A 19,652-nucleotide genomic window follows, 5' to 3' on the forward strand; every position below is an offset into this window, starting at 1 on the left:
TTCACCATCAGGGCCCGGGCGGGCAACAGACCGCCCATATCACAGAGGCCGAATATATGCAGGCAACCGACCCCACCTGTCTTCCGGCGTCTTGCAAAACGGGGGAGTCCATATATGGATTCCGTGGGTGCCGTGGCCATTGCCCGACAGGCTGCTAGAGTTCTGCCAGTATCCGCCGATACAGCGCGGCGTCCCCGGCACTGAAACAGCAGGCGATGATGCGGTCGAAACGGTCCTCGTATGCGCGCATCACCCCGACGGCGATTCGCGTGGCTGCTTCCTTGGGATAGCCGTAGACGCCGGTGCTGATGGCGGGAAAGGCGATGCTGCGCACGTCGTTTCGAAGCGCCAGTTCGAAGGCATTCCGGTAACAGGACTCGAGCAGCCGCGCCTCGCCCTGGTCGCCGCCATGCCATACCGGGCCGACGGTAGAGATCACCCACTGCGCGGGCAGATCGAATCCGGGGCTGATGCGTGCCTCGCCCGTCGGGCAGCCACCCAGACTGCGGTTGTATTCCCTCAGGCGCGGGCCGGCAGCGCGATGGATGGCACCGTCCACGCCGCCGCCGCCAAGCAGCGATTCGTTGGCGGCATTGACGATGGCGTCCACTGCCAGTTCGGTGATGTCGCATTCGGCGATTTCGATCATGGGGTCATGCCCGGTAACAGGACTGCGCGGTCAGTCCAGATACTCGAACAGCTTGACCACCCGCTGCACGCCACTTACCGTGCGCGCCGCCTCGGCGGCGGCATCGGCCTCCATCCGGCGCACCAGGCCCATCAGATAGACGGTGCCGTTCTCGGTGACCACCTTGACCCGCGTCGGATCAAAGTCCTCGATGCCCTTGATACCGAACAGGGCGGTCTTGACCTTGGCCGTGATCAGGGTGTCGCTGGAACGGCTCATCATGGAGGAAGGGGCGGCGACGCGCAGCTCGTTGTGTACCTGACGAACGCGCTCGATGCCACGCACGATCTCGGCGGCGCGCTGGCGCATGGCTTCGGTCGGTGTCTCGCCGGTGAGCAACACGATCAGGTTGTAACTGGTGACATTGATGTGCGCCTGCTCTCGGATCTCGGGATCCTCGCGCAGCCTGGTCAGGGCCTTGAGCTCGATGGACTGGTCCTCAAGGACGGTGCCCGCGGTGCGCCTGTCATGGACCACGGCCGCGCCGGTGGCCGCGCCACCCACGACCACGGGGGTGCAGCCCGAGCCGGCCACGAGGGCGACGATGAGCAACGCGCATGCAGATAGGGTACGTGACATGGGTTTCAGGCCTCCTGTCCCAGAAGCTGTTGGTCGATGAGATCGCACAGGCAGTGGATGACGAGGATGTGGACCTCCTGGATGCGTGCCGTGGATAACGCGGGCACACGGATTTCCACGTCCTGGTTGATCAGCAGGTCTGCCAGCTCGCCGCCCTCGCGGCCGGTAAGTGCGACCACCCGCATGTCGCGGTCGTGCGCGGCATGGGTGGCCTGGACCACGTTGGCGGAATTGCCGCTGGTGGAAATGGCCAGCAGCACGTCGCCCGGTTGGCCAAGGGCGCGGACCTGCTTGGCGAACACTTCTTCAAAACGGTAGTCGTTGGCGATGGAGGTCAGGGTGGAACTGTCGGTGGTCAGGGCGAGCGCCGGCAGACCGGGTCGTTCCATCTCGAAGCGATTGAGCAATTCGGAGGAGAAATGCTGAGCGTCGGCCGCCGAACCGCCATTGCCGCAGGCGAGGATCTTGCGCTCTGCCAGCAGCGCGCGTGTCATTGCCTCCGCGGCGTGGGCAATCGCCGGGGCGACGGCATCCAGCGCCTGCTGCTTGGTCTGGATGCTGTCGTTGAACTGTTGCGCGATGCGCGCCAGCAGGTCCATTCCGGGTTCCTTTTCAGTCGTTGCAGTCGAAGGCCTGGCGAATCCAGTCTACCGAGACAGTCCCCCGGTTGCTGCCGAGGCTGACCACGTCGAAGCGGGCCGGCCGGTCGCGATGCTGCGGGTTCGCCTGCAGCCAGTGTCGCGCGCAGCGGATGATGCGGTGCCGCTTGCGATGGTCGATCGAATCGGCCCCGCTGCCGTGGCCGTCATGACGCCGGTATCGTACCTCAACGAAAACCAGCATGTCGCCGTCGAGCATCACAAGATCGAGTTCACCGCCCCGGCACGGGTAATTGCGTGCCAGCAGGCGCAGGCCCTGCCGTTTCAGGTGACCCAGTGCCAGCCGTTCCATCGCCTGGCCCCGCGCCCGCCGGCGATTCGGTGGCGTCCACAGTGTTGCCATCGGCCTCGGCCTCCCTGCCAAGGGTGGGTTGAACGAATTCTGTTTCCGGAATGACCTCGGGTGTGCCGCGACGGAAGCGCGCCGCGACGAGGTGCCGGCGGATGCGGTTTCCCGCTGTCAGCTCCAGCCGCCCGGTTGCTCCGGACTCGAAGGCCAGCAGGCCGCTGCGAAGGTCGTCAAGGACATGGGTGAGATCGAAGGCGTCCACCCCCAGCGCAAACAGCCGCTGCTGGCGGCGCCCCCGCTCGGGCCATTGCGCGATGATCTCGTTCTTGAGCCGGGCCTGATCGGCATCCGTTTCCAGTACCCAGGGCAGGTCGACGAACAGCAGGCCGTCGAGATCGCGGTCGCGCTGCGGCGAGGCAACGCCCGAGTAGGCATGGGCGGTCGCGAACAGGGACAGTTCGCCGGCATGGTGAAAACGAAACAGCGGCTTGATCAGGCGGGCCTGGTCCGGTTGGGCGGCCATGAAGGCAAAGTCCGCGTCCTTGCGGCGGCGCGGCTCGAATTCGAGGCGCTGGCCCAGCAGCCGGGTCAGTTGCTGATGCCGGCGCTGGCTGGCGTCTATGTTGAGCAAGCGCTCGATCACGCCCGACAGGCCGCGGGTCTCCGCGGGATAGGCCTGCGCCTCCAGCAGCACGCCGCCGCCGGCCTCCCATTCGCCGGCAAAGGCGCTCAGCAGGCGCTGCCCCCATTCCCCCTCGGGCACCAGGGCCAGCGCGGTGGCGAAGCCCAGTCGGCGTGCCTGCACGGCGACCTCGGTGGCATCGTCCTCGGGTGCCAGTCCGAACTGGAACAGGCCGACAGGCGTGGGCAGATCGACATCGACGCGGTTGAGGGCGAGCACCGGCACCTCGAGCGTCCCGGCCTGGGCCAGTCGGCGCACCGCCGGCTTGAGCAGCGGCCCGATGATCATCTCGGCCCCGGCATCGACCGCCTCCCGGTAGCGGTTCCAGGCAATGTCGGCGTCACCGGCGGTGTCGAAGAAGCGCAGTTCACCCGGCTGTCCGGCACGGAACCAGGCCGCCACCAGGCCGTCGCGAATGGCATCGCCGGCGGATTTCAGTGAACCGCTGGCGGGCAAGAGCACGGCAATGTGGCGAGGCTGCCGGCTGACCCTGAGCTGTTGCGCACCGAGTGCGGCGAGCAGGGCATCGGATGCCGGGTGCCCGGGGTAGCGGCGCCGCCATTCTCCCAGTGCCTCTTGCAGCGCGGCCGGATCGTCCCGATAGTGCCGCCCGAGCTGCACCAGTTCCATCCAGCCGCTGAGTGCATCCGGCGGGCCGCTGCGCAGCCGGATCAGCGCTGCATCGGAGAGCCGGGTGAGCGCCGCCCAGAGCGCCTGCTGGTTGGCCTCGCGCTGTTGCGGGTCGCGGATCAGTCCGTCCAGCCACACGTGTTCGCGCGCCGCCTCCAGATGATTGCCCCTGGCCGAATAGGCATTGGCCCGCAGGCGGTGAACCTCGATGGCCCGCTCGGGCGGCAGGTTCGTGGTGTCGATGGCCAGCAGTTCGGACACCCGCTCCGGCTCGCGCGCGGCCAGCGCCATGCGGGCCGCCTGCAGCCGCAGGGAAAGATCGGGGGCCGCGGCCAGCGCCCGCTCCAGCGCCGCCAGGGCACGCCCCGGCTCATCCAGGCGCTGGTACAGTTCGGCGGCGCGGCGGTACCGGGCCGCGGCCTGCGCACCACGGGCGGTATCGGCAGCGGCCTCGTAGCGTGCAGCTGCCGCCTCCAGGTCACCGGCCGCGACCAGCGCCTCGGCCTCGGCGAGGGTGGCCGGCGGCGCGGCGACAACGGCTGCCGGTGGTCGGGGCGCGGGCGCGGTGCAGGCATTGAGCCAGAGCGCCATGACAAGGAGCAGGAACGCGGTCGGGCGACGGGCTGGCATCCGGTGCGCGATGGAATGGGTCACGTTGGCTTGGGTCCCTGGCAGCTTGCCGGTATTGTACTCGGACAGGTGAAGGGTACGCGACATTGCGGCGCGTCGCGATTCGGGCTCGTGACAGGATTCCGGATGCAGTGTTTCCCTTGCCGTCCGTTTCCCGGCAGAGGTTTGTTTCCATGTCAGGCCAGCTGTTCGTCGTCGCCACGCCCATCGGCAACCTGGGCGACCTGAGCCCGCGCGCCCGCGAGACCCTGGCGGCGGTGGACCTGATCGCCGCCGAGGATACCCGCCATTCCCGTCACCTGCTGGCGCATTTCGGCATCCGCCGACCGCTGGTTGCGCTGCACGAGCACAACGAACGGGAACGCAGCGGGCAGCTGATCGAACGCCTGCGGGCAGGCGAGTCGGTGGCCCTGATCTCCGATGCCGGCACCCCGCTGATCAGCGATCCGGGCTACCGGCTGGTGCGTGCTGCGCGCGAGGCCGGGGTGCCGGTGGTGCCGATCCCGGGGCCCAGCGCCCTGATTGCAGCGCTGTCGGTCGCCGGCCTGCCCACCGATCGTTTCGTGTTCGAGGGCTTCCTGCCGGCGAAGGCGCAGGCGCGCCGCAGCCGGCTGCAGGTGCTGGCCGGAGAGCCGCGCACGCTGGTGTTCTACGAATCCAGTCATCGTATCCAGGCCATGCTGGGGGACCTCGCCGCGACCTTCGGCGCGGCCCGCGAGGCGGTGCTGGCTCGGGAGCTGACCAAGCAGTTCGAACAGATCGAGGGCGGGCGGCTGGACCAGCTGTGCGCATGGCTGGATGCCGATGAACATCACCGCCGCGGCGAATTCGTGGTGCTGGTGGCCGGTGCGCCGCCAGAGGAGGCAGAGGCCGGGGATGCGCGCCGCATGCTGGAGATACTGCTGCGGGAACTGCCGGTAAAGCGCGCGGCGGCAGTGGCGGCGGAACTCACCGGTCGGCGCCGCAACGAGCTCTACCGGCTGGCGCTGGCGCTTTCCGGGCAGAACTATTAACCCGGCAACCCAATATGTCGTGTTCAGCCGGGCTGTGCCGATCCACAGCAAGGCGTCGGCGCGCCGCTGTAGCACCCCTACAGCAAGCGACGACAACGCAGACTGTGGACCGGCACAGCCCGGCCTTTCCCTTGATCTTGAACAGGTCAGGGATGCAGAGAAAGCCCCTGCCCGGCGTTGTGGCGCTTGCCAAGGGCTGGGCCATTGCCTGCGAGCCACGCCTTGTTCAGGGGCTTTCTCTGCATCCTGAACACGACATATTGGGTTGCCGGGTTAATAAGGGCCTCAGTCCAGGCAGCGTGCCAGCAGGCCCAGCCGGCAGTCGTCGATCTCGAGTGGCAGCTTCACCCGGTAGCCGCCGCCCGGCGCCACTGCCATGGGTTCGCCGCCTTCATCGAACAATGCCTCGAGCCGGAACTCCCGGTTGCCGGACGGCAGGACGAGTTCCAGCCGGTCGCCTACGGCAAAGCGGTTCTTCACCTCGACCTCCGCCAGTCCCTGCTGCGGGTCGTAGCCGACCAGCTCGCCCACGAAGCGCCGGCTGCGGGATTCCGAGCGGCCGTCCTCGTAGTTCTGGTATGCGTGGGACGGGTGTCGTTCCAGAAAACCGTCCGTATAGCCGCGATTGGACAGTGCCTCCAGCGCCTCGACCAGCCCGGCGTCCAGCGGGCGGCCCGCGCAGGCGTCGTCTATGGCACGGCGGTAGGCCTGGGTGGCCCTGGCGACGTAATAGTGCGACTTGGTGCGACCCTCGATCTTGAGGCTGTCGACGCCCATGCGCACCAGCCGCTCCACGTGCTGGATGGCACGCAGGTCCTTCGAGTTCATGATGTAGGTGCCGTGTTCGTCTTCCTCGATGGGCATGAACTCGCCAGGTCGTTCCCGTTCCTCGAGCAAGAACTCCCCGGCCGGCCGTGCCGATTCGATGTCGGCGGCCTCGCCCGTGTCGTCCGTGTTTCCCGCATGCACCTTGTATTCCCAGCGACAGGCATTGGTGCAGGTGCCCTGGTTGGCATCGCGGTGATTGAAGTAGCCCGACAGCAGGCAGCGCCCGGAATAGGCGATGCAGAGCGCGCCGTGCACGAAGACCTCGAGCTCCATGTCGGGACAGGCCTGGCGGATTTCCTCGATCTCGTCCAGCGATAGTTCCCGTGACAGGATCACCCGGCGGATTCCCACGCCCTGCCAGAAGCGCACCGCGGCATGGTTCATGGTGTTGGCCTGCACCGACAGGTGAACGGGCAGATCCGGCCAGCGTTCCCGCACCATCAGGATCAGGCCGGGATCGGCCATGATCAGGGCATCCGGCTGCAGCGCCACCACCGGCGCCAGATCGTCGAGAAAGGTGCGCAGCTTGGCGTTGTGGGGCAGGACATTGGTGGCGAGGAAGAAGCGCCGGCCGGCGGCATGCGTCTGCTCGATGCCGGCGGCGAGATTCTCCAGCCGATGGAAGTCGTTGTTGCGCACCCGCAGGCTGTAGCGTGGAATGCCGGCGTAGACGGCATCGGCGCCATAGGCCAGCGCGTAGCTCAGGTTGCGCAGGTTACCGGCGGGGGCGAGCAGTTCGGGGGCTTTCATGGCGGGGAGTATACAGGGCGTGAGGCGTGAGGCGTGAGGAGTGAGGAGTGAGGAGTGAGGAGTGAGGAGTGAGGAGTGAGGAGTGAGGAGTGAGGAGTGAGGAGTGAGGAGTGAGGAGTGAGGAGTGAGGAGTGAGGGGCGGGGGGAAAGGATTCCCTGATGTTCAGGTGGTCATGCGCTTTGCTCGTGGAGCCGTGCCAGGGCCCAGGCGACGTGTTCGCGTACCAGTGCGGAGGGATGGTCCCGGCGCGCCTCGAGGGCGGCGCGTGCCGCCGCTGTCGCCGGGCCGTTGCCCAGTGCTACGGCGATGTTGCGCAGCCAGCGCTCGTGGCCGATGCGGCGGATGGCCGACCCTTCGGTGCGGGCGAGGAAGGTCGCCTCGTCCCAGCCGAACAGTTCGGCCAGTGGCGGCGCATCCAGCCCGTGGCGGGGCGCGAAGTCGGGCAGGGGCGTGGTGCGCGCAAAGCGGTTCCAGGGGCAGACCAGCTGGCAGTCGTCGCAGCCGTAGATGCGGTTGCCGATCAGCGGTCGCAGCGGTTCGGGGATGCTGCCCTTGAGCTCGATGGTGAGATAGGAGATGCACAGCCGGGCGTCGAGGCGCCAGGGGGCGACGATGGCGCCCGTCGGGCAGGCATCGATGCAGCGGCGGCAGTCGCCGCAATGGTTCGCTGCCGGTGCGTCGACCGGCAGCGGCAGGCTGGTGTAGAGCTCGCCCAGAAAGAACCAGGAGCCCGACTGGCGATCGATGAGATTGGTGTGTTTGCCGATCCAGCCCAGGCCGGCCTGCTCGGCCAGTGCCTTTTCCAGTACCGGTGCGCTGTCGGTGAAGGCACGGTAGCCGAAGGGGCCGACAGCCTCGGTGATGCGGTCGGCCAGCTTCTGCAGGCGGCGGCGCAGCACCTTGTGGTAATCGCGACCGAGGGCATAGCGCGAGACATAGCCGCGTGTGGGGTCGTTCAGCACCCTTTCGGGGTCCGCGGCCTCGGGCCAGTAGTTCATGCGCGCCGAGATCACGCGCAGGGTGCCGGGTTCGAGTTCCGCCGGCCGGCTGCGCCGGGTGCCGTGCCGCGCCATGTAGTCCATCTCCCCGTGCAGGCCGGCCGCCAGCCAGTCGAGCAGGTACGCCTCGTGGCGTCCCAGGTCGATACCGCTGATGGCGATGGCATCGAAGCCGAGGTCACGGCCCCAGCGGCGGATGTCCGTGGCCAGTTGCGCGGGGTCGAAGTCGGTGACGGGGGGGCTGGCGTTCACTGGCACGTGTGAGGGCTTCGCGGTAAGGTGCGGCTGCTCAGCAGTCTATCATCCATTCGTCCCCTTCGAGCCGCTGTCATGAATACGGAGTTCGCGTCCCTCTTGCACCGTTCCGGTTGCCTGCCCTTGTATCGCGCGGAACAGGTTCGGGAGATGGACCGACGCGCCATCGAGGAGCGGGGCATTCCGGGCTGCGAACTCATGTCCCGCGCCGGCGCGGCCCTGTTCGCCGTGCTGCGCGAGTGCTGGCCGGAGGCACGGCGGGTCGGCGTGCTCTGCGGCGCCGGCAACAACGGCGGCGATGGCTGGGTGGTGGCGCGGCTGGCACAGGCCGCCGGGCTCGAGGTGACGGTGGTCAGCCTGCTCGAACCGGAACGACTGCAGGGGGAAGCCGCGCGGGCGGCCCGCGATGCCGTCGGGGCCGGGGTGCGCTGGCAGCCCTTCACGGGTGGCCTTCCGGAGGCCGATGTCCGCGTCGATGCCCTGCTGGGTACCGGACTTGCGCGACCGGTCGCGGGCCCCTGGGCCGAGGCCATCGGGCTGCTCAATGTCAGTGGCCGGCCGGTGATTGCGGTCGACGTGCCGAGCGGGGTCGATGCCGACACCGGCGCCATCCGCGGGGCCGCGGTGCGCGCGGAGGTCACGGTTTCCTTCATTGGCCGCAAGTTCGGCCTCTACACCGGTGCAGGTTCCGAATGTGGCGGCGAGCGGCGCTTCGACGATCTCGGGGTGCCCTCCGAGGTGTCCGCCGGCCTGGTGCCCCACGGCTGGCTGGCGGTGCCCGGGCTGGTTACCCGCTGGTTGCCGCGTCGCCATCGCAATGCCCACAAGGGCGATTTCGGCCATGTGCTGGTGGTCGGTGGCCAGCCGGGGATGGCGGGCGCCGCGCGGCTGGCATCAGCCGCGGCGCTGCGCACCGGCGCGGGCCTGGTCAGTCTGGCCACCCACCCGGTGCATGCGGCGATCGCGGCGGCGGAACGGCCGGAACTGATGGCCCGCGGCGTCGCCGACGCCGAGGCCCTGGCGCCGCTGCTGGCCCGCGCCGGCGTGATTGCACTGGGACCCGGCCTGGGACAGGGCGACTGGGGGCGGCCCCTGTTCGAGGCCGGCCTCGACAGCGGTCTGCCGCTGGTGGTGGATGCCGACGGCCTCAATCTGCTGGCCGGCGCGCCGCGGCGCTGTGATCGCTGGGTCCTGACCCCCCATCCGGGCGAGGCCGCGCGCCTGCTCGACCGGCCCGTGGCCGAGGTGCAGGCCGATCGCCATGCGGCGGTTCGCGATCTGGCAGTCCGCTACGGCGGTGTGGCCGTGCTCAAGGGTGCCGGCACGCTGGTGAGCGATGGCGAGACCGTGGCCGTGGTCGGTCGTGGCAATCCGGGCATGGGCAGCGGCGGCATGGGGGACCTGCTCACCGGCGTGATTGCCGCGCTGCGGGCGCAGGGGCTGACGGCGACGGAGGCGGCGCTGCTCGGGGCCTGGGTGCACGCCGAGGCGGGCGACCGCGCTGCGGCGGAGGGTGGCGAGCGCGGGCTGCTGGCCTCGGACCTGCTGCCCTGGCTGCGCCGGCTGGTGAATCCATGAGCGAGCGCTGCCTGGAGATCGCCGACGACGCGGCCATGCGCGCGCTCGGCGCGGCGCTGGCCCGGGCTCTGCCCCCCGGCGGCCTGGTGATCCATCTGCAGGGGGATCTCGGCGCCGGCAAGACCACGCTGGCGCGCGGCCTGTTGCGGGCGCTGGGTGTCAGCGGCCATGTGCGCAGCCCGACCTACACCCTGGTGGAGCCCTATGAAGTTCCCGGCCGGACGCTCGCTCACCTCGACCTGTACCGGCTGGCGGATCCCGAGGAACTGGAGTGGCTGGGGCTGCGTGATCTGCTGGCCGATGACGCGGTGCTGCTCGTCGAGTGGCCGGAGCGCGGCGAGGGCTTTCTGCCTCCGGCCGATCTGCTGGTCGCCATCGAGCACAACGACGACGGTCGTCGGCTGCGTTTGCGGGCCGGTTCTCCGGCTGGCGAACGCCTGCTGGCGCGTCTCGAGGTCTGACGTTCGGTCAATAGGCTGCGACTTTCTCTTGCCTGAACTTGAAAGGAATCCTGTGTAGTAGCCGGATTGCTCAGGAAAAACTTGAAATCTGTCCGGGGCGCGGTCTAGACTTGGGGCAGTCCTGCCGGGGGAAGGCCAGCGAGGGGAACGATGGGGATCTGGCGACAGATTGCGGGCGTGCTGCTGCTGGGCTGGGCGCTGATCGTCGGTGCCACGGAGGTTCGCGAGGTACGGGTGGGCGGTGACGCCGACGCCACCCGGGTGGTGCTGGAACTCGACGCCCCGGCGGAACATCGCATCTTCACCCTGTCCGCGCCGGACCGGGTGGTGGTGGATCTCCCCGCCGCCCGTTTCTCCGCTTCGCTCGATGAGTTGAATCTGGATCAGGGCCTGGTACGGGCCCTGCGCAAGGGCGTGCGCAACGGCCGCGACCTGCGCATCGTGCTCGATCTGCGGGCGCCGGCCAAGCCGCGCAGCTTTCTGCTCCCGGCCGCGGACGGCAAGGGTCCCCGTCTGGTCATCGATCTCGGTGAGAAGAAGACCGAAACCGCGGCGGTGCCGCGGGTGGTCAAGGACGCGGCCGAGGTCACTGCCCGGCCCCGCGATCTGATTATCGCCATCGATGCCGGCCACGGCGGCAAGGATCCCGGCGCGCGCGGTCGCCACGGGACCCGGGAAAAGGACGTGGTGCTGGCCATCGCCCGCAAGCTCGCCCGCCTGATCGAGCGCGAGCCCGGCATGAAGCCGGTGCTGATCCGCGATGGTGACTACTTCCTGCGTCTGCGTGAGCGTATCCGCCGCGCCCACGATCATCGTGCCGACCTGTTCATCTCCATCCATGCGGATGCCTTCAACGATACCCGCGTGCATGGCTCCTCGGTTTATGTACTGTCGCGTCGCGGTGCCAGTTCGGAAATGGCGCGGCTGCTGGCGCGTCACGAGAATACGGCCGACCTGGTCGGTGGCGTCAGTCTCGACGACAAGGATGACCTGCTGAAGACGGTACTGCTCGATCTGTCGCAATCGGCCAGTATCGAGGCCAGCACCGAAGTCGCCGACAAGGTGCTGCGCGAACTCAGGCGGGTGGGCAAGGTACACAAGCGCTCGGTGCAGAAGGCCGGCTTCGTGGTCCTCAAGTCACCGGACATTCCGTCCATCCTGGTGGAAACCGCCTTCATATCCAACCCGCGCGAGGAGCGCAAGCTGCGCGACCCCAGGCATCAGGAGCGTATGGCGCGCGCGATACTCGCCGGTGTTCGCGGCTATTTCGAGCAGAACCCGCCGCCCGGCACCCTGATCGCCGCGCGGGTGCGGGAACAGCGCCACGTCATTCGACCCGGTGATACCCTGTCGGGGATCGCGCGCCGCTACGACGTGTCCCTGCGCGAGCTGAAGGTCGCCAACGGGCTGGACTCCGACCGCCTGCGGGTCGGCGACGTGTTGCGCATTCCGCGCGGCAGCTGAGTTCCGCGGATATTCCGTTTCCGGCCGCGGGTCGGTGGTCGCCGGGCGGCGTGATAGAATCCGCCCATGCCCATTCGCCTGCTGCCGCCGCAGCTCGTCAACCAGATCGCCGCCGGCGAGGTGGTCGAGCGACCCGCCTCGGTCCTCAAGGAACTGCTGGAAAACAGCCTGGATGCCGGCGCGCGCAGCCTTGCGATCGACATCGAGCAGGGCGGACGGCGGCTGATCCGGGTGCGCGACGACGGCCTGGGCATCCCGCGCGAGGAGCTGACCCTGGCGCTGTCGCGGCATGCCACCAGCAAGATCGCCGATCTCGACGACCTGGAGCGGGTCGTCAGTCTGGGCTTTCGCGGCGAGGCCCTGCCCAGCATTGCCTCCGTGAGCCGGCTGCTGCTGGCCTCGCGCACGCCCGACGCCGACAGTGGCTGGCAGGTGCGCGGTGATGGCAGCGACCGCTTCGAGGCGCCGGAACCCGTGGCCCATCCCGTGGGCACCACGGTCGAGGTCCGCGACCTTTTCTTCAATACCCCCGCCCGACGCAAGTTCCTGCGCACCGATGCCACCGAGTTTCGCCATGTCGAGGACGTGGTGCGGCGTATCGCACTCAGCCGTCCCGGTGTCGCCATCGAGTTGAACCACAATCGCCGTACCCTGTGGCGGCTGCGGGCGGCCGGCGACCGGCTGGCGCAGGAACAGCGGCTGGCGAAGCTCTGCGGCGAGCCCTTCGTGGCCGAGTGCCGGTATCTGGAGCGCGAGAGCGGCGGGTTTCGCCTGCACGGCTGGATCGGACTGCCGACCTTCTCCCGCAGCCAGGCCGACCTGCAGTACTTCTTCGTCAACGGCCGCGCCATTCGCGACAAGGTGATCGCCCATGCGGTGCGTCAGGCCTACCAGGACGTGCTCTATCACGGCCGCCATCCGGCCTTTGTACTGTTCCTGGATATGGATCCGGCCGAGGTGGACGTGAACGTGCATCCGACCAAGCACGAGGTGCGCTTCCGCGACAGCCGCACCGTGCACGGCTTCATCAGTCACACCCTGGGCGAGGTTATCGCCGCCGAGCGGCCGGCTATGGTCAACCGCGCCCCGGTGCCGGCCGGCCTGTCGTCCGGGCAGGGCGGGGCGGCCGGCGTCGTGCCGGCTGTACCCGCACCGGCGCCGCGGCAGCAGCCCATGCCGCTGGCGGTGCGGGAACAGGTGGCGGCCTACGCGGCCCTGCACCCGCCGGTACCGGAGCCGGCGGCCGAGGTCGCCCCGGCCGGGGCGGAGGCGGCGGAGACGGTACCGCCCCTCGGCTATGCCATTGCCCAGTTGCACGGTGTCTACATACTGGCCCAGAACGCCGAGGGCCTGGTGATGGTGGACATGCACGCGGCGCACGAGCGCATCACCTACGAGCGGCTCAAGCAGGGCCTGGAGGGCGATGGCATCCGTGCCCAGCCTCTGCTGGTGCCGCTGACGCTGGCGGTGAGTGAACGCGAGGCCGATCTCGCCGAGGCGCATCCCGAGGTGTTTTCGGAGTTGGGCTTCGAGGTCGACCGCAGCGGTCCGGAGCAGGTCCGGGTGCGCCAGGTGCCGGCGCTGCTGGTCGAGGCGGACGTGGCGCAACTGGTGCGCGACGTGCTCGCCGATCTGGCCGAGCACGGGATGAGCGGGCGCCTGCGCGAGGCCGCAAACGCGGTGCTCTCCACCATGGCCTGTCACGGCTCGGTGCGCGCCAACCGCGAACTGACGCTGCCGGAGATGAACGCGCTGTTGCGCGAGATGGAAGGCACCGAACGCAGCGGTCAGTGCAATCATGGCCGGCCCACCTGGGTCGCCTGGTCACTGGCGGAACTGGACCAGTGGTTCCTGCGCGGCCGGTGAGCGCTCCGGCACCAACCCCGGTGGCCTGCATCATGGGCCCCACCGCCTCGGGCAAGACCGAGCTGGCGGTGGCGCTGGTAGAGCGCCTGCCGTTCGAGATCATCAGCGTCGACTCGGCGATGGTCTACCGCCACATGGACATAGGGACGGCCAAGCCCGATGCCGCCGTCCTCGCCCGCGCGCCGCACCGGCTGATCGACATCCTGGATCCCGCTGAAACCTACTCCGCCGCCCGTTTCCGGGCGGACTGCCTGGCGGAAATGGAACGGATCCGGGCCCGGGGGCGTCTACCGCTGCTGGTGGGCGGCACCGGGCTCTATTTCCGGGCGCTGGCCGAGGGTCTGGCCGATCTGCCCGGGGCCGATCCCGAGCTGCGGGCGGAACTGGCCGAACGGCTGGCGCAGGACGGTTCCGCCGGACTGCACGCCGAGCTGGCGCGGGTCGATCCCGAGTCCGCGGCGCGCATCCATCCCAACGATCCGCAGCGGCTGCAGCGGGCGCTGGAGGTGTACCGGCTCACCGGCGAGCCGCTGAGTGCCTGGCATGCCCGGCAGGCGGAGGTGGCCGTGCCGCTGCGGCGGCTGGTGCTGGCGCCGCCGCGCGAGGTGCTGGGCGCGCGCATCGAGCAGCGCTTCGATGCCATGCTGGCGGCCGGATTCGTCGACGAGGTGGGGGCGTTGCGGGCGCGCGGTGACCTTCATCCGGAACTGCCGTCGATGCGCGCGGTCGGATACCGGCAGGCGTGGCAGTTTCTCGACGGCGAGCTGGACGAGGCCGCGTTCCGGGAGCGGGCCATCGCGGCGACCCGGCAGTATGCCAAGCGGCAGCTCACCTGGTTTCGTCGCGAGCCCGCGGCGCACTGGGTCGACCCGCTGAACGAGGATCCGCTGGCCGCGGCAAGGGCCTTTTTCGAGGTCGCCGCCCCGGCTGTACAGTGACAGGTGCAGCGACTATGCTACACTTGCTCGAAATTTGAAAAGGCGATCGTTACCTTTTGTTCGCACAGGTAATTCCTAACAGCGGATGACGTCGGGATAATCTTTGGCGGGCATAATTACAAGAAGGAGAGGCGACATGGCGCGTGGGCAATCCTTGCAGGAACCCTTTCTCAATACGCTGCGCAAGGAGCGTGTTCCGGTTTCGATCTACCTGGTCAACGGCATCAAGTTGCAGGGCCAGATCGAATCCTTCGATCAGTTCGTGGTCCTGCTCAAGAACAGCGTCAGCCAGATGGTATACAAGCACGCGATTTCCACCGTGGTGCCGGCGCGCAACGTGCGCCTGTCGCACGGTCACGACAATGGTGACGGACCTGAACCCGGCAACCGCTGACGGTCTCCGGCAACGGTGGGAGGCGCTGCTTGTTTGAGCGTCCCCGCAGCGGTGAGCGGGCGTTGCTCGTTCACGTCAACCTTCCGCACGGGCAGGATCAGGAAGACCTCCAGGAGTTCGCCGAGCTGGCCGCATCGGCCGGAGCGCGCGTGCTCGGCTCGGTGGTTGCCACCCGGCGGGCACCCGACCCCCGCTACTTTGTGGGTGCCGGCAAGGCGGAGGAGATCCGCGCGCAGGCCGAGGCCCTTGGCGCCGAGCTGGTGCTGTTCAATCATGAACTGTCTCCGAGCCAGGAACGCAACCTGGAGCGGCTGTTCCGCTGCCGGGTGCTGGATCGTACCGGTCTGATCCTCGACATCTTCGCCCAGCGTGCCCGTTCCCACGAAGGCAAGCTGCAGGTGGAGCTGGCCCAGCTCAGGCACCTGTCCACCCGGCTGGTGCGCGGCTGGACCCACCTCGAGCGCCAGAAGGGCGGTATCGGCCTGCGCGGTCCCGGCGAGACCCAGCTCGAAACCGACCGCCGGCTGCTGGGCCAGCGCATCCGCCAGCTCAACCTGCGGCTGGACAAGGTGCAGCGCCAGCGGGCGCAGGGACGGCGCGCGCGGACCCGCGCCGAGTTGCCGACCGTGTCCCTGGTCGGCTATACCAATGCCGGCAAGTCGACCCTGTTCAATCGTCTCACCGAGGCCGAGGTCTACGCCGCCGATCAGCTTTTTGCGACCCTGGATCCCACCCTGCGCCGGCTGGAATTGCCGGGCGCCGGCCCCCTGGTGCTGGCCGATACCGTAGGGTTTATCCGTCACCTGCCGCACGATCTTGTGGCCGCCTTCCGCTCCACGCTGGAGGAGACGCGCAGCGCGGACCTGCTCCTGCACCTGGTCGATGCCAGCGATTCGGCGCACCGGGAACGGATCGGGCAGGTCAACCAGGTGCTGGCCGATATCGACGCCGGCGAAGTGCCGCAACTGGTCGTCTACAACAAGATCGACCGGCTGGGCGCGGAGCCGCGCCTGGAACGCGACGAGCAGGGTCGGCCCTGGCGGGTCTGGCTGTCGGCACGCAGCGGCGATGGCCTTGATCTGCTGGCGTCGGCGATTGCCGAGCGACTGGGTGGGCAGTTCATCGACGGCTGGGTAACCCTGGCGCCCGCGCAGGGCCGCCTGCGCGCGCAGCTCTATGCCAGCGGCTTCGTCATGGAGGAGCGTGCCGCCGAGGACGGCGGCAGCCACCTGCACCTACGCTTCCCGGCGGCCGAGTATGCGCGTCTGCAGGGCACGACCGATGGCGTACTGGCCGATCTGGCGCCCGACCCCGGGGCCGGCATGGTTGCGGCGGCTGCGCCGGCCCAATAGAATCAGCCCTTTGTTTTCCATGGCCAGCAGGACTGGCCGCCTCTCAAATTCTCACAGCAAACGGCCGCGGCGGGTTTCGAACCTGGCCGGCGCGTTGCGACGGAGCACAACCGGATGGCCTGGAACGAACCGGGTGGCAACAACCGCGATCCCTGGGGTGGACGCGGGGACGATCAGGGCCCACCTGACCTCGACGAGGTCGTGCGCAAGATGCAGGAAAAGCTCGGCGGCCTGTTCGGCGGGCGCGGCGGTCGTCGCGGTGGCGGGGGCACGGGCGCCATCGGCTTCGGGTTCCTGGCCATCGTGATCGCCGCTCTGTGGCTGGGTTCCGGATTCTACATCGTCGATTCCGCGGAACGCGGCGTTGTGCTGCGCTTTGGCAAGTATCAGGAAACCGTGGGACCGGGTTGGCACTGGCACATCCCCTATCCCATCGAACGGGTGGAAACGGTCAATGTCAATCAGGTGCGTCCGGCCCAGCATCGTGCCCAGATGCTGACCAAGGACGAGAATCTGGTTCAGATCGCACTGTCGGTGCAGTATCAGGTGCGGGATCCCGAGGACTACCTGTTCAGGGTGCGGGATCCCGACTACACCCTCAAGGAAGCCACCGAGAGCGCATTGCGCGAGGTGGTCGGCTCCAAGACCCTGGATGACATCCTGTCCAAGACCGGCGGTCGCGAGGTGCTGGTCAACGAGACCGAGAAGAACATCCAGGAACTGCTCGACCTTTACCAGACCGGCCTCAACGTGGTGAAGGTCAACCTGGAGGGCGCGCAGCCGCCGCAGGAAGTCCAGGCGGCCTTCGACGATGCCATCAAGGCGCGCGAGGACGAGGACCGGTTCAAGAAACAGGCCGAGGCCTACGAGCGTGACATCATCCCCAAGGCCGAGGGTGACGCCCAGCGTTTCATCGAGGAGGCCGAGGCCTACAAGCAGCAGATCGTCGAGCGGGCGCGTGGTGAAACCAGCCGCTTCCTGCAGACCCTGGCCGAATACCGCAAGGCGCCGGAGGTCACCCGCAAACGCATGTATCTGGAAACCATGGAGCAGCTGCTCAGCGATGTGAGCAAGGTGGTGGTGAAGGTGGACAACGGCAACAGTCTCATGTACCTGCCACTGGACAAGTACCTGGATCGTGGCAACGCTGCACCTCGGGTCAGGCCCAATGAATATGTCACCCAGCCGCAGTCGGGCGCGGCTCTGCCGTCGCGTCCGATCCGCACCGATTCGTTGCGTCTGAGGGAGGGTCGCTGATGGGCAATCTGCGCATTCCCGCCCTGGCCGGATTGCTGCTGGTCATCGTGGTCGGCTGGATGTCGGTGTTCACCGTGGACGAACGCGAGCGCGCCATCCTGTTCCATCTCGGCCAGATCGTGCGTTCCGACTTCGAGCCCGGCCTGCATTTCATGATTCCGGTCTACCACAATGTCCGCAAGTTCGATCGCCGTATTCTGACCCTGGACGCCAAGCCGGAACAGATACTGACCGGCGAAAAGAAGAACGTGCTGGTGGACTACTTTGCCAAGTGGCGGATCACCGATGTCGAGGCCTTCTATCGTTCCTTCGGTGGCCGCGAGATCGACGCGGCCTCGCGCATGGCGCAGATCATCAAGGATGGATTGCAGTCCGAGCTGGGTGACCGGACCATCCGCGCCGTGGTATCGGGCGAACGCAAGGAGATCATGGAAGGTGTCGCTCAGCGGGCCAACGACAAGATGCGCGACTTCGGCATCCAGATCGTGGACTTCCGCATCAAGCAGATCGAGTTGCCCAGCAATGTGGCGGGCGCCGTGTTCGAGCGCATGCGCGCGGAGCGCGAGCGCATCGCCAAGGAACATCGGGCGCTGGGCGAGAAGGCCGCGCGCATCATCCGCGCACGCGCCGATCGCGCCCGTACCGAGATCCTGGCCGAGGCCAGACGTAAATCGGACGAGATTCGGGGTGCCGGCGAGGCGCAGGCGACGGAGATCTATGCCAAGGCCTATGATCGCGACCGGGAGTTCTACGATTTCTACCGCAGTCTCCAGGCCTACCGCACCGCCTTCCGCAGCTCGGACGACCTGCTGGTGCTGGAACCGGACAGCGAGTTCTTCCGCTATTTCGGTAGCCACAAATCTCGGTAGCCGGATACGGGGATGCCGATCGATCACCGGGCGTGAGCCCGGTTTTTTCTGGAAGCCCTGATGTGGAACGATCTGTTTGTTGCCCTGGCACTGGTGCTCGTGATCGAAGGCATGCTGCCGTTTCTCAGTCCGCAGCGCATGCGCGAGGCCATGCTCAGCATTGCGCGCATGGATGACAGGATCCTGCGCATCACGGGGCTGTTGAGCATGCTGGCGGGCGTGGGTCTGCTGTATCTGGTGCACTGAAGGAAGGCAAGGTCATAGAGATGTCTGCGATCGATCACTGGTTGTTGCCGGAGGGCATCGGGGAAATGCTTCCCGATCAGGCCTGGCGGGCCGAGGCCCTGCGTCGCCGGCTACTGGACGTCTACCGCAGCTGGGGCTATGAACTCATCATCCCGCCCATGATCGAGTTCCTGGAGTCGCTGCTTACCGGCACAGGCAACGACCTGGACCTGCGCACTTTCAAGCTGACCGATCAGCTCAGCGGCCGGACCATGGGCGTGCGCGCCGACATGACGCCCCAGGCCGCGCGCATCGACGCCCATGCGCTCAAGCGCGAGGGTCCGGTGCGGCTCTGCTATCTGGGCACCGTGCTGCATACTCGCGCCGAGGGCCACGGGGCCTCGCGCAGCCCCCTCCAGGTGGGCGCCGAGCTGTTCGGCCATGCCGGACGGGAGAGCGATCTCGAGGTCATCGGCCTGATGCTGGAGACGCTGGCGGTAGCCGGTGTGCCCGAGGTTCATCTGGATCTGGGTCATGTCGGCATTTTTCGCGGACTGGCGGCCGAGGCCGGGCTCACACCCGAGGTGGAGCAGGAGCTGTTCGATGTGCTGCAGCGCAAGGCGCTGCCCGAGCTGGAAACCCTGCTGGCGGGTCTTGGCCTGGCCGAAGAGGCGCGGCAGCGTCTTGCGGCACTGGCCGGGCTTCACGGCGACGCGAGCGTGCTGGCGCAAGCCGAGGAATCGCTCGCCGGGGCCGGCGAAGGGGTCAGGCAGGCACTCGCAGAACTGCGCGCCATCGGCACAGCCGTGGCCAGGCGCTGGCCGAAGGTGCCGCTGAACTATGATCTCGCGGAACTGCGCGGCTATGCCTATCAGACCGGTGTGGTGTTTGCGGCCTTTGCACCGGGAAGTGGCCAGGAGATTGCGCGCGGTGGACGCTACGACAAGATCGGCGAAGTATTCGGCCGTGCCCGCCCCGCAACCGGATTCAGTACCGACCTGAAGAGACTGTTGGCACTGGGCAGTGCCTTCCGCGAGCCGCCGGCCGGAGCGATTGCGGCACCGACGGCCGGCGACGAGGCGCTTGAACGGGAGATTCACGCCCTGCGCGCGGCGGGAGAGCGGGTGATCCGTATGTTGCCGGAACAGGGAGTGGATGCGGCGGCGCTGGGTTGCGACAGAGAGCTGATCGAAACGGGGGGAGGCTGGCAGGTGAAAGCCCTGGGAGGCTGAATCCTGTTTTGTCT

Annotated in this window: 19 protein-coding genes; 12 read left to right on the top strand and 7 right to left on the bottom strand. The window is 67.9% G+C overall.

Annotated elements, in window-relative coordinates; genetic code table 11:
• Nucleotides 1-154 precede the first annotated feature (154 nt).
• The 5 genes from MVF76_RS12165 to MVF76_RS12185 are packed head-to-tail and all read right to left on the bottom strand — an operon-like array spanning nucleotide 155 to nucleotide 4,244.
• The gene (locus tag MVF76_RS12165; protein ID WP_297529508.1) at nucleotides 155-649 is read right to left on the bottom strand and encodes an O-acetyl-ADP-ribose deacetylase; all 495 of its coding nucleotides are present in this window, start codon (nucleotides 647-649) and stop codon (nucleotides 155-157) included.
• A 30-nt stretch (nucleotides 650-679) separates the two neighbouring features.
• A complete protein-coding gene (locus MVF76_RS12170; protein WP_297529510.1) occupies nucleotides 680-1,267 on the bottom strand; it encodes a BON domain-containing protein in 588 nt (195 codons plus the stop codon).
• A gap of 5 nt (nucleotides 1,268-1,272) precedes the next feature.
• Nucleotides 1,273-1,866, bottom strand: a complete 594-nt coding sequence (locus tag MVF76_RS12175; RefSeq protein ID WP_297529511.1) for a phosphoheptose isomerase — start codon at nucleotides 1,864-1,866, stop codon at nucleotides 1,273-1,275.
• A 13-nt stretch (nucleotides 1,867-1,879) separates the two neighbouring features.
• Nucleotides 1,880-2,218 (bottom strand): YraN family protein, encoded by a 339-nt coding sequence (locus MVF76_RS12180; protein ID WP_297529514.1) that lies wholly within the window; start codon nucleotides 2,216-2,218, stop codon nucleotides 1,880-1,882.
• Nucleotides 2,139-4,244, bottom strand: a complete 2,106-nt coding sequence (locus MVF76_RS12185) for a penicillin-binding protein activator (RefSeq protein ID WP_297529517.1) — start codon at nucleotides 4,242-4,244, stop codon at nucleotides 2,139-2,141. Before MVF76_RS12185 ends, MVF76_RS12180 begins: the two co-directional genes overlap by 80 nt.
• An 86-nt stretch (nucleotides 4,245-4,330) precedes the next feature.
• On the opposite strand from MVF76_RS12185, the gene rsmI reads away from it, so the two are divergent.
• The gene (gene rsmI, locus MVF76_RS12190; RefSeq protein WP_297529519.1) at nucleotides 4,331-5,170 is read left to right on the top strand and encodes a 16S rRNA (cytidine(1402)-2'-O)-methyltransferase; all 840 of its coding nucleotides are present in this window, start codon (nucleotides 4,331-4,333) and stop codon (nucleotides 5,168-5,170) included.
• A 285-nt stretch (nucleotides 5,171-5,455) separates the two neighbouring features.
• On the opposite strand, the gene trhP is transcribed toward rsmI, so the two are convergent.
• Together trhP and queG are read right to left on the bottom strand one after the other, a co-directional pair.
• The gene (gene trhP / locus MVF76_RS12195; RefSeq protein WP_297529521.1) at nucleotides 5,456-6,748 is read right to left on the bottom strand and encodes a prephenate-dependent tRNA uridine(34) hydroxylase TrhP; all 1,293 of its coding nucleotides are present in this window, start codon (nucleotides 6,746-6,748) and stop codon (nucleotides 5,456-5,458) included.
• Between the two features lie 171 nt (nucleotides 6,749-6,919).
• The gene (gene queG / locus MVF76_RS12200; protein ID WP_297529523.1) at nucleotides 6,920-7,999 is read right to left on the bottom strand and encodes a tRNA epoxyqueuosine(34) reductase QueG; all 1,080 of its coding nucleotides are present in this window, start codon (nucleotides 7,997-7,999) and stop codon (nucleotides 6,920-6,922) included.
• A gap of 78 nt (nucleotides 8,000-8,077) precedes the next feature.
• Between queG and MVF76_RS12205 the strand changes: the two genes are divergently transcribed.
• The 11 genes from MVF76_RS12205 (at nucleotide 8,078) to MVF76_RS12255 (ending at nucleotide 19,638) form a co-directional block, all read left to right on the top strand.
• Nucleotides 8,078-9,580, top strand: a complete 1,503-nt coding sequence (locus MVF76_RS12205; RefSeq protein WP_297529525.1) for an NAD(P)H-hydrate dehydratase — start codon at nucleotides 8,078-8,080, stop codon at nucleotides 9,578-9,580.
• Nucleotides 9,577-10,041 (top strand): tRNA (adenosine(37)-N6)-threonylcarbamoyltransferase complex ATPase subunit type 1 TsaE, encoded by a 465-nt coding sequence (gene tsaE / locus MVF76_RS12210; protein ID WP_297529527.1) that lies wholly within the window; start codon nucleotides 9,577-9,579, stop codon nucleotides 10,039-10,041. The genes MVF76_RS12205 and tsaE overlap by 4 nt, the downstream gene beginning before the upstream one ends.
• A 150-nt stretch (nucleotides 10,042-10,191) precedes the next feature.
• Nucleotides 10,192-11,505, top strand: a complete 1,314-nt coding sequence (locus tag MVF76_RS12215) for an N-acetylmuramoyl-L-alanine amidase (RefSeq protein WP_297529529.1) — start codon at nucleotides 10,192-10,194, stop codon at nucleotides 11,503-11,505.
• 66 nt (nucleotides 11,506-11,571) lie between these two features.
• A complete protein-coding gene (gene mutL / locus MVF76_RS12220) occupies nucleotides 11,572-13,371 on the top strand; it encodes a DNA mismatch repair endonuclease MutL (protein WP_297529531.1) in 1,800 nt (599 codons plus the stop codon).
• 32 nt (nucleotides 13,372-13,403) lie between these two features.
• Nucleotides 13,404-14,309: a tRNA (adenosine(37)-N6)-dimethylallyltransferase MiaA gene (gene miaA, locus MVF76_RS12225; RefSeq protein WP_297529533.1), complete on the top strand. Its 906-nt coding sequence runs from the start codon at nucleotides 13,404-13,406 to the stop codon at nucleotides 14,307-14,309.
• A 136-nt stretch (nucleotides 14,310-14,445) separates the two neighbouring features.
• Nucleotides 14,446-14,703, top strand: a complete 258-nt coding sequence (hfq, locus tag MVF76_RS12230) for an RNA chaperone Hfq (protein ID WP_297529535.1) — start codon at nucleotides 14,446-14,448, stop codon at nucleotides 14,701-14,703.
• Between the two features lie 29 nt (nucleotides 14,704-14,732).
• Nucleotides 14,733-16,055, top strand: a complete 1,323-nt coding sequence (gene hflX / locus MVF76_RS12235; RefSeq protein WP_297529537.1) for a ribosome rescue GTPase HflX — start codon at nucleotides 14,733-14,735, stop codon at nucleotides 16,053-16,055.
• 114 nt (nucleotides 16,056-16,169) lie between these two features.
• Entirely contained in the window at nucleotides 16,170-17,312 is a 1,143-nt protein-coding gene (gene hflK, locus MVF76_RS12240; RefSeq protein ID WP_297529538.1) for an FtsH protease activity modulator HflK, read from the top strand.
• A complete protein-coding gene (gene hflC, locus MVF76_RS12245; protein WP_297529540.1) occupies nucleotides 17,312-18,181 on the top strand; it encodes a protease modulator HflC in 870 nt (289 codons plus the stop codon). The genes hflK and hflC overlap by 1 nt, the downstream gene beginning before the upstream one ends.
• A gap of 60 nt (nucleotides 18,182-18,241) precedes the next feature.
• Entirely contained in the window at nucleotides 18,242-18,427 is a 186-nt protein-coding gene (locus tag MVF76_RS12250) for a DUF2065 domain-containing protein (protein WP_297529542.1), read from the top strand.
• A gap of 20 nt (nucleotides 18,428-18,447) precedes the next feature.
• Complete coding sequence (locus MVF76_RS12255; RefSeq protein ID WP_297529543.1) at nucleotides 18,448-19,638, top strand: ATP phosphoribosyltransferase regulatory subunit; 1,191 nt, start codon at nucleotides 18,448-18,450, stop codon at nucleotides 19,636-19,638.
• The last annotated feature ends 14 nt before the right edge of the window (nucleotides 19,639-19,652 follow it).

This window comes from Thiohalobacter sp., from assembly GCF_027000115.1.
GTDB lineage: Bacteria > Pseudomonadota > Gammaproteobacteria > Thiohalobacterales > Thiohalobacteraceae > JALTON01.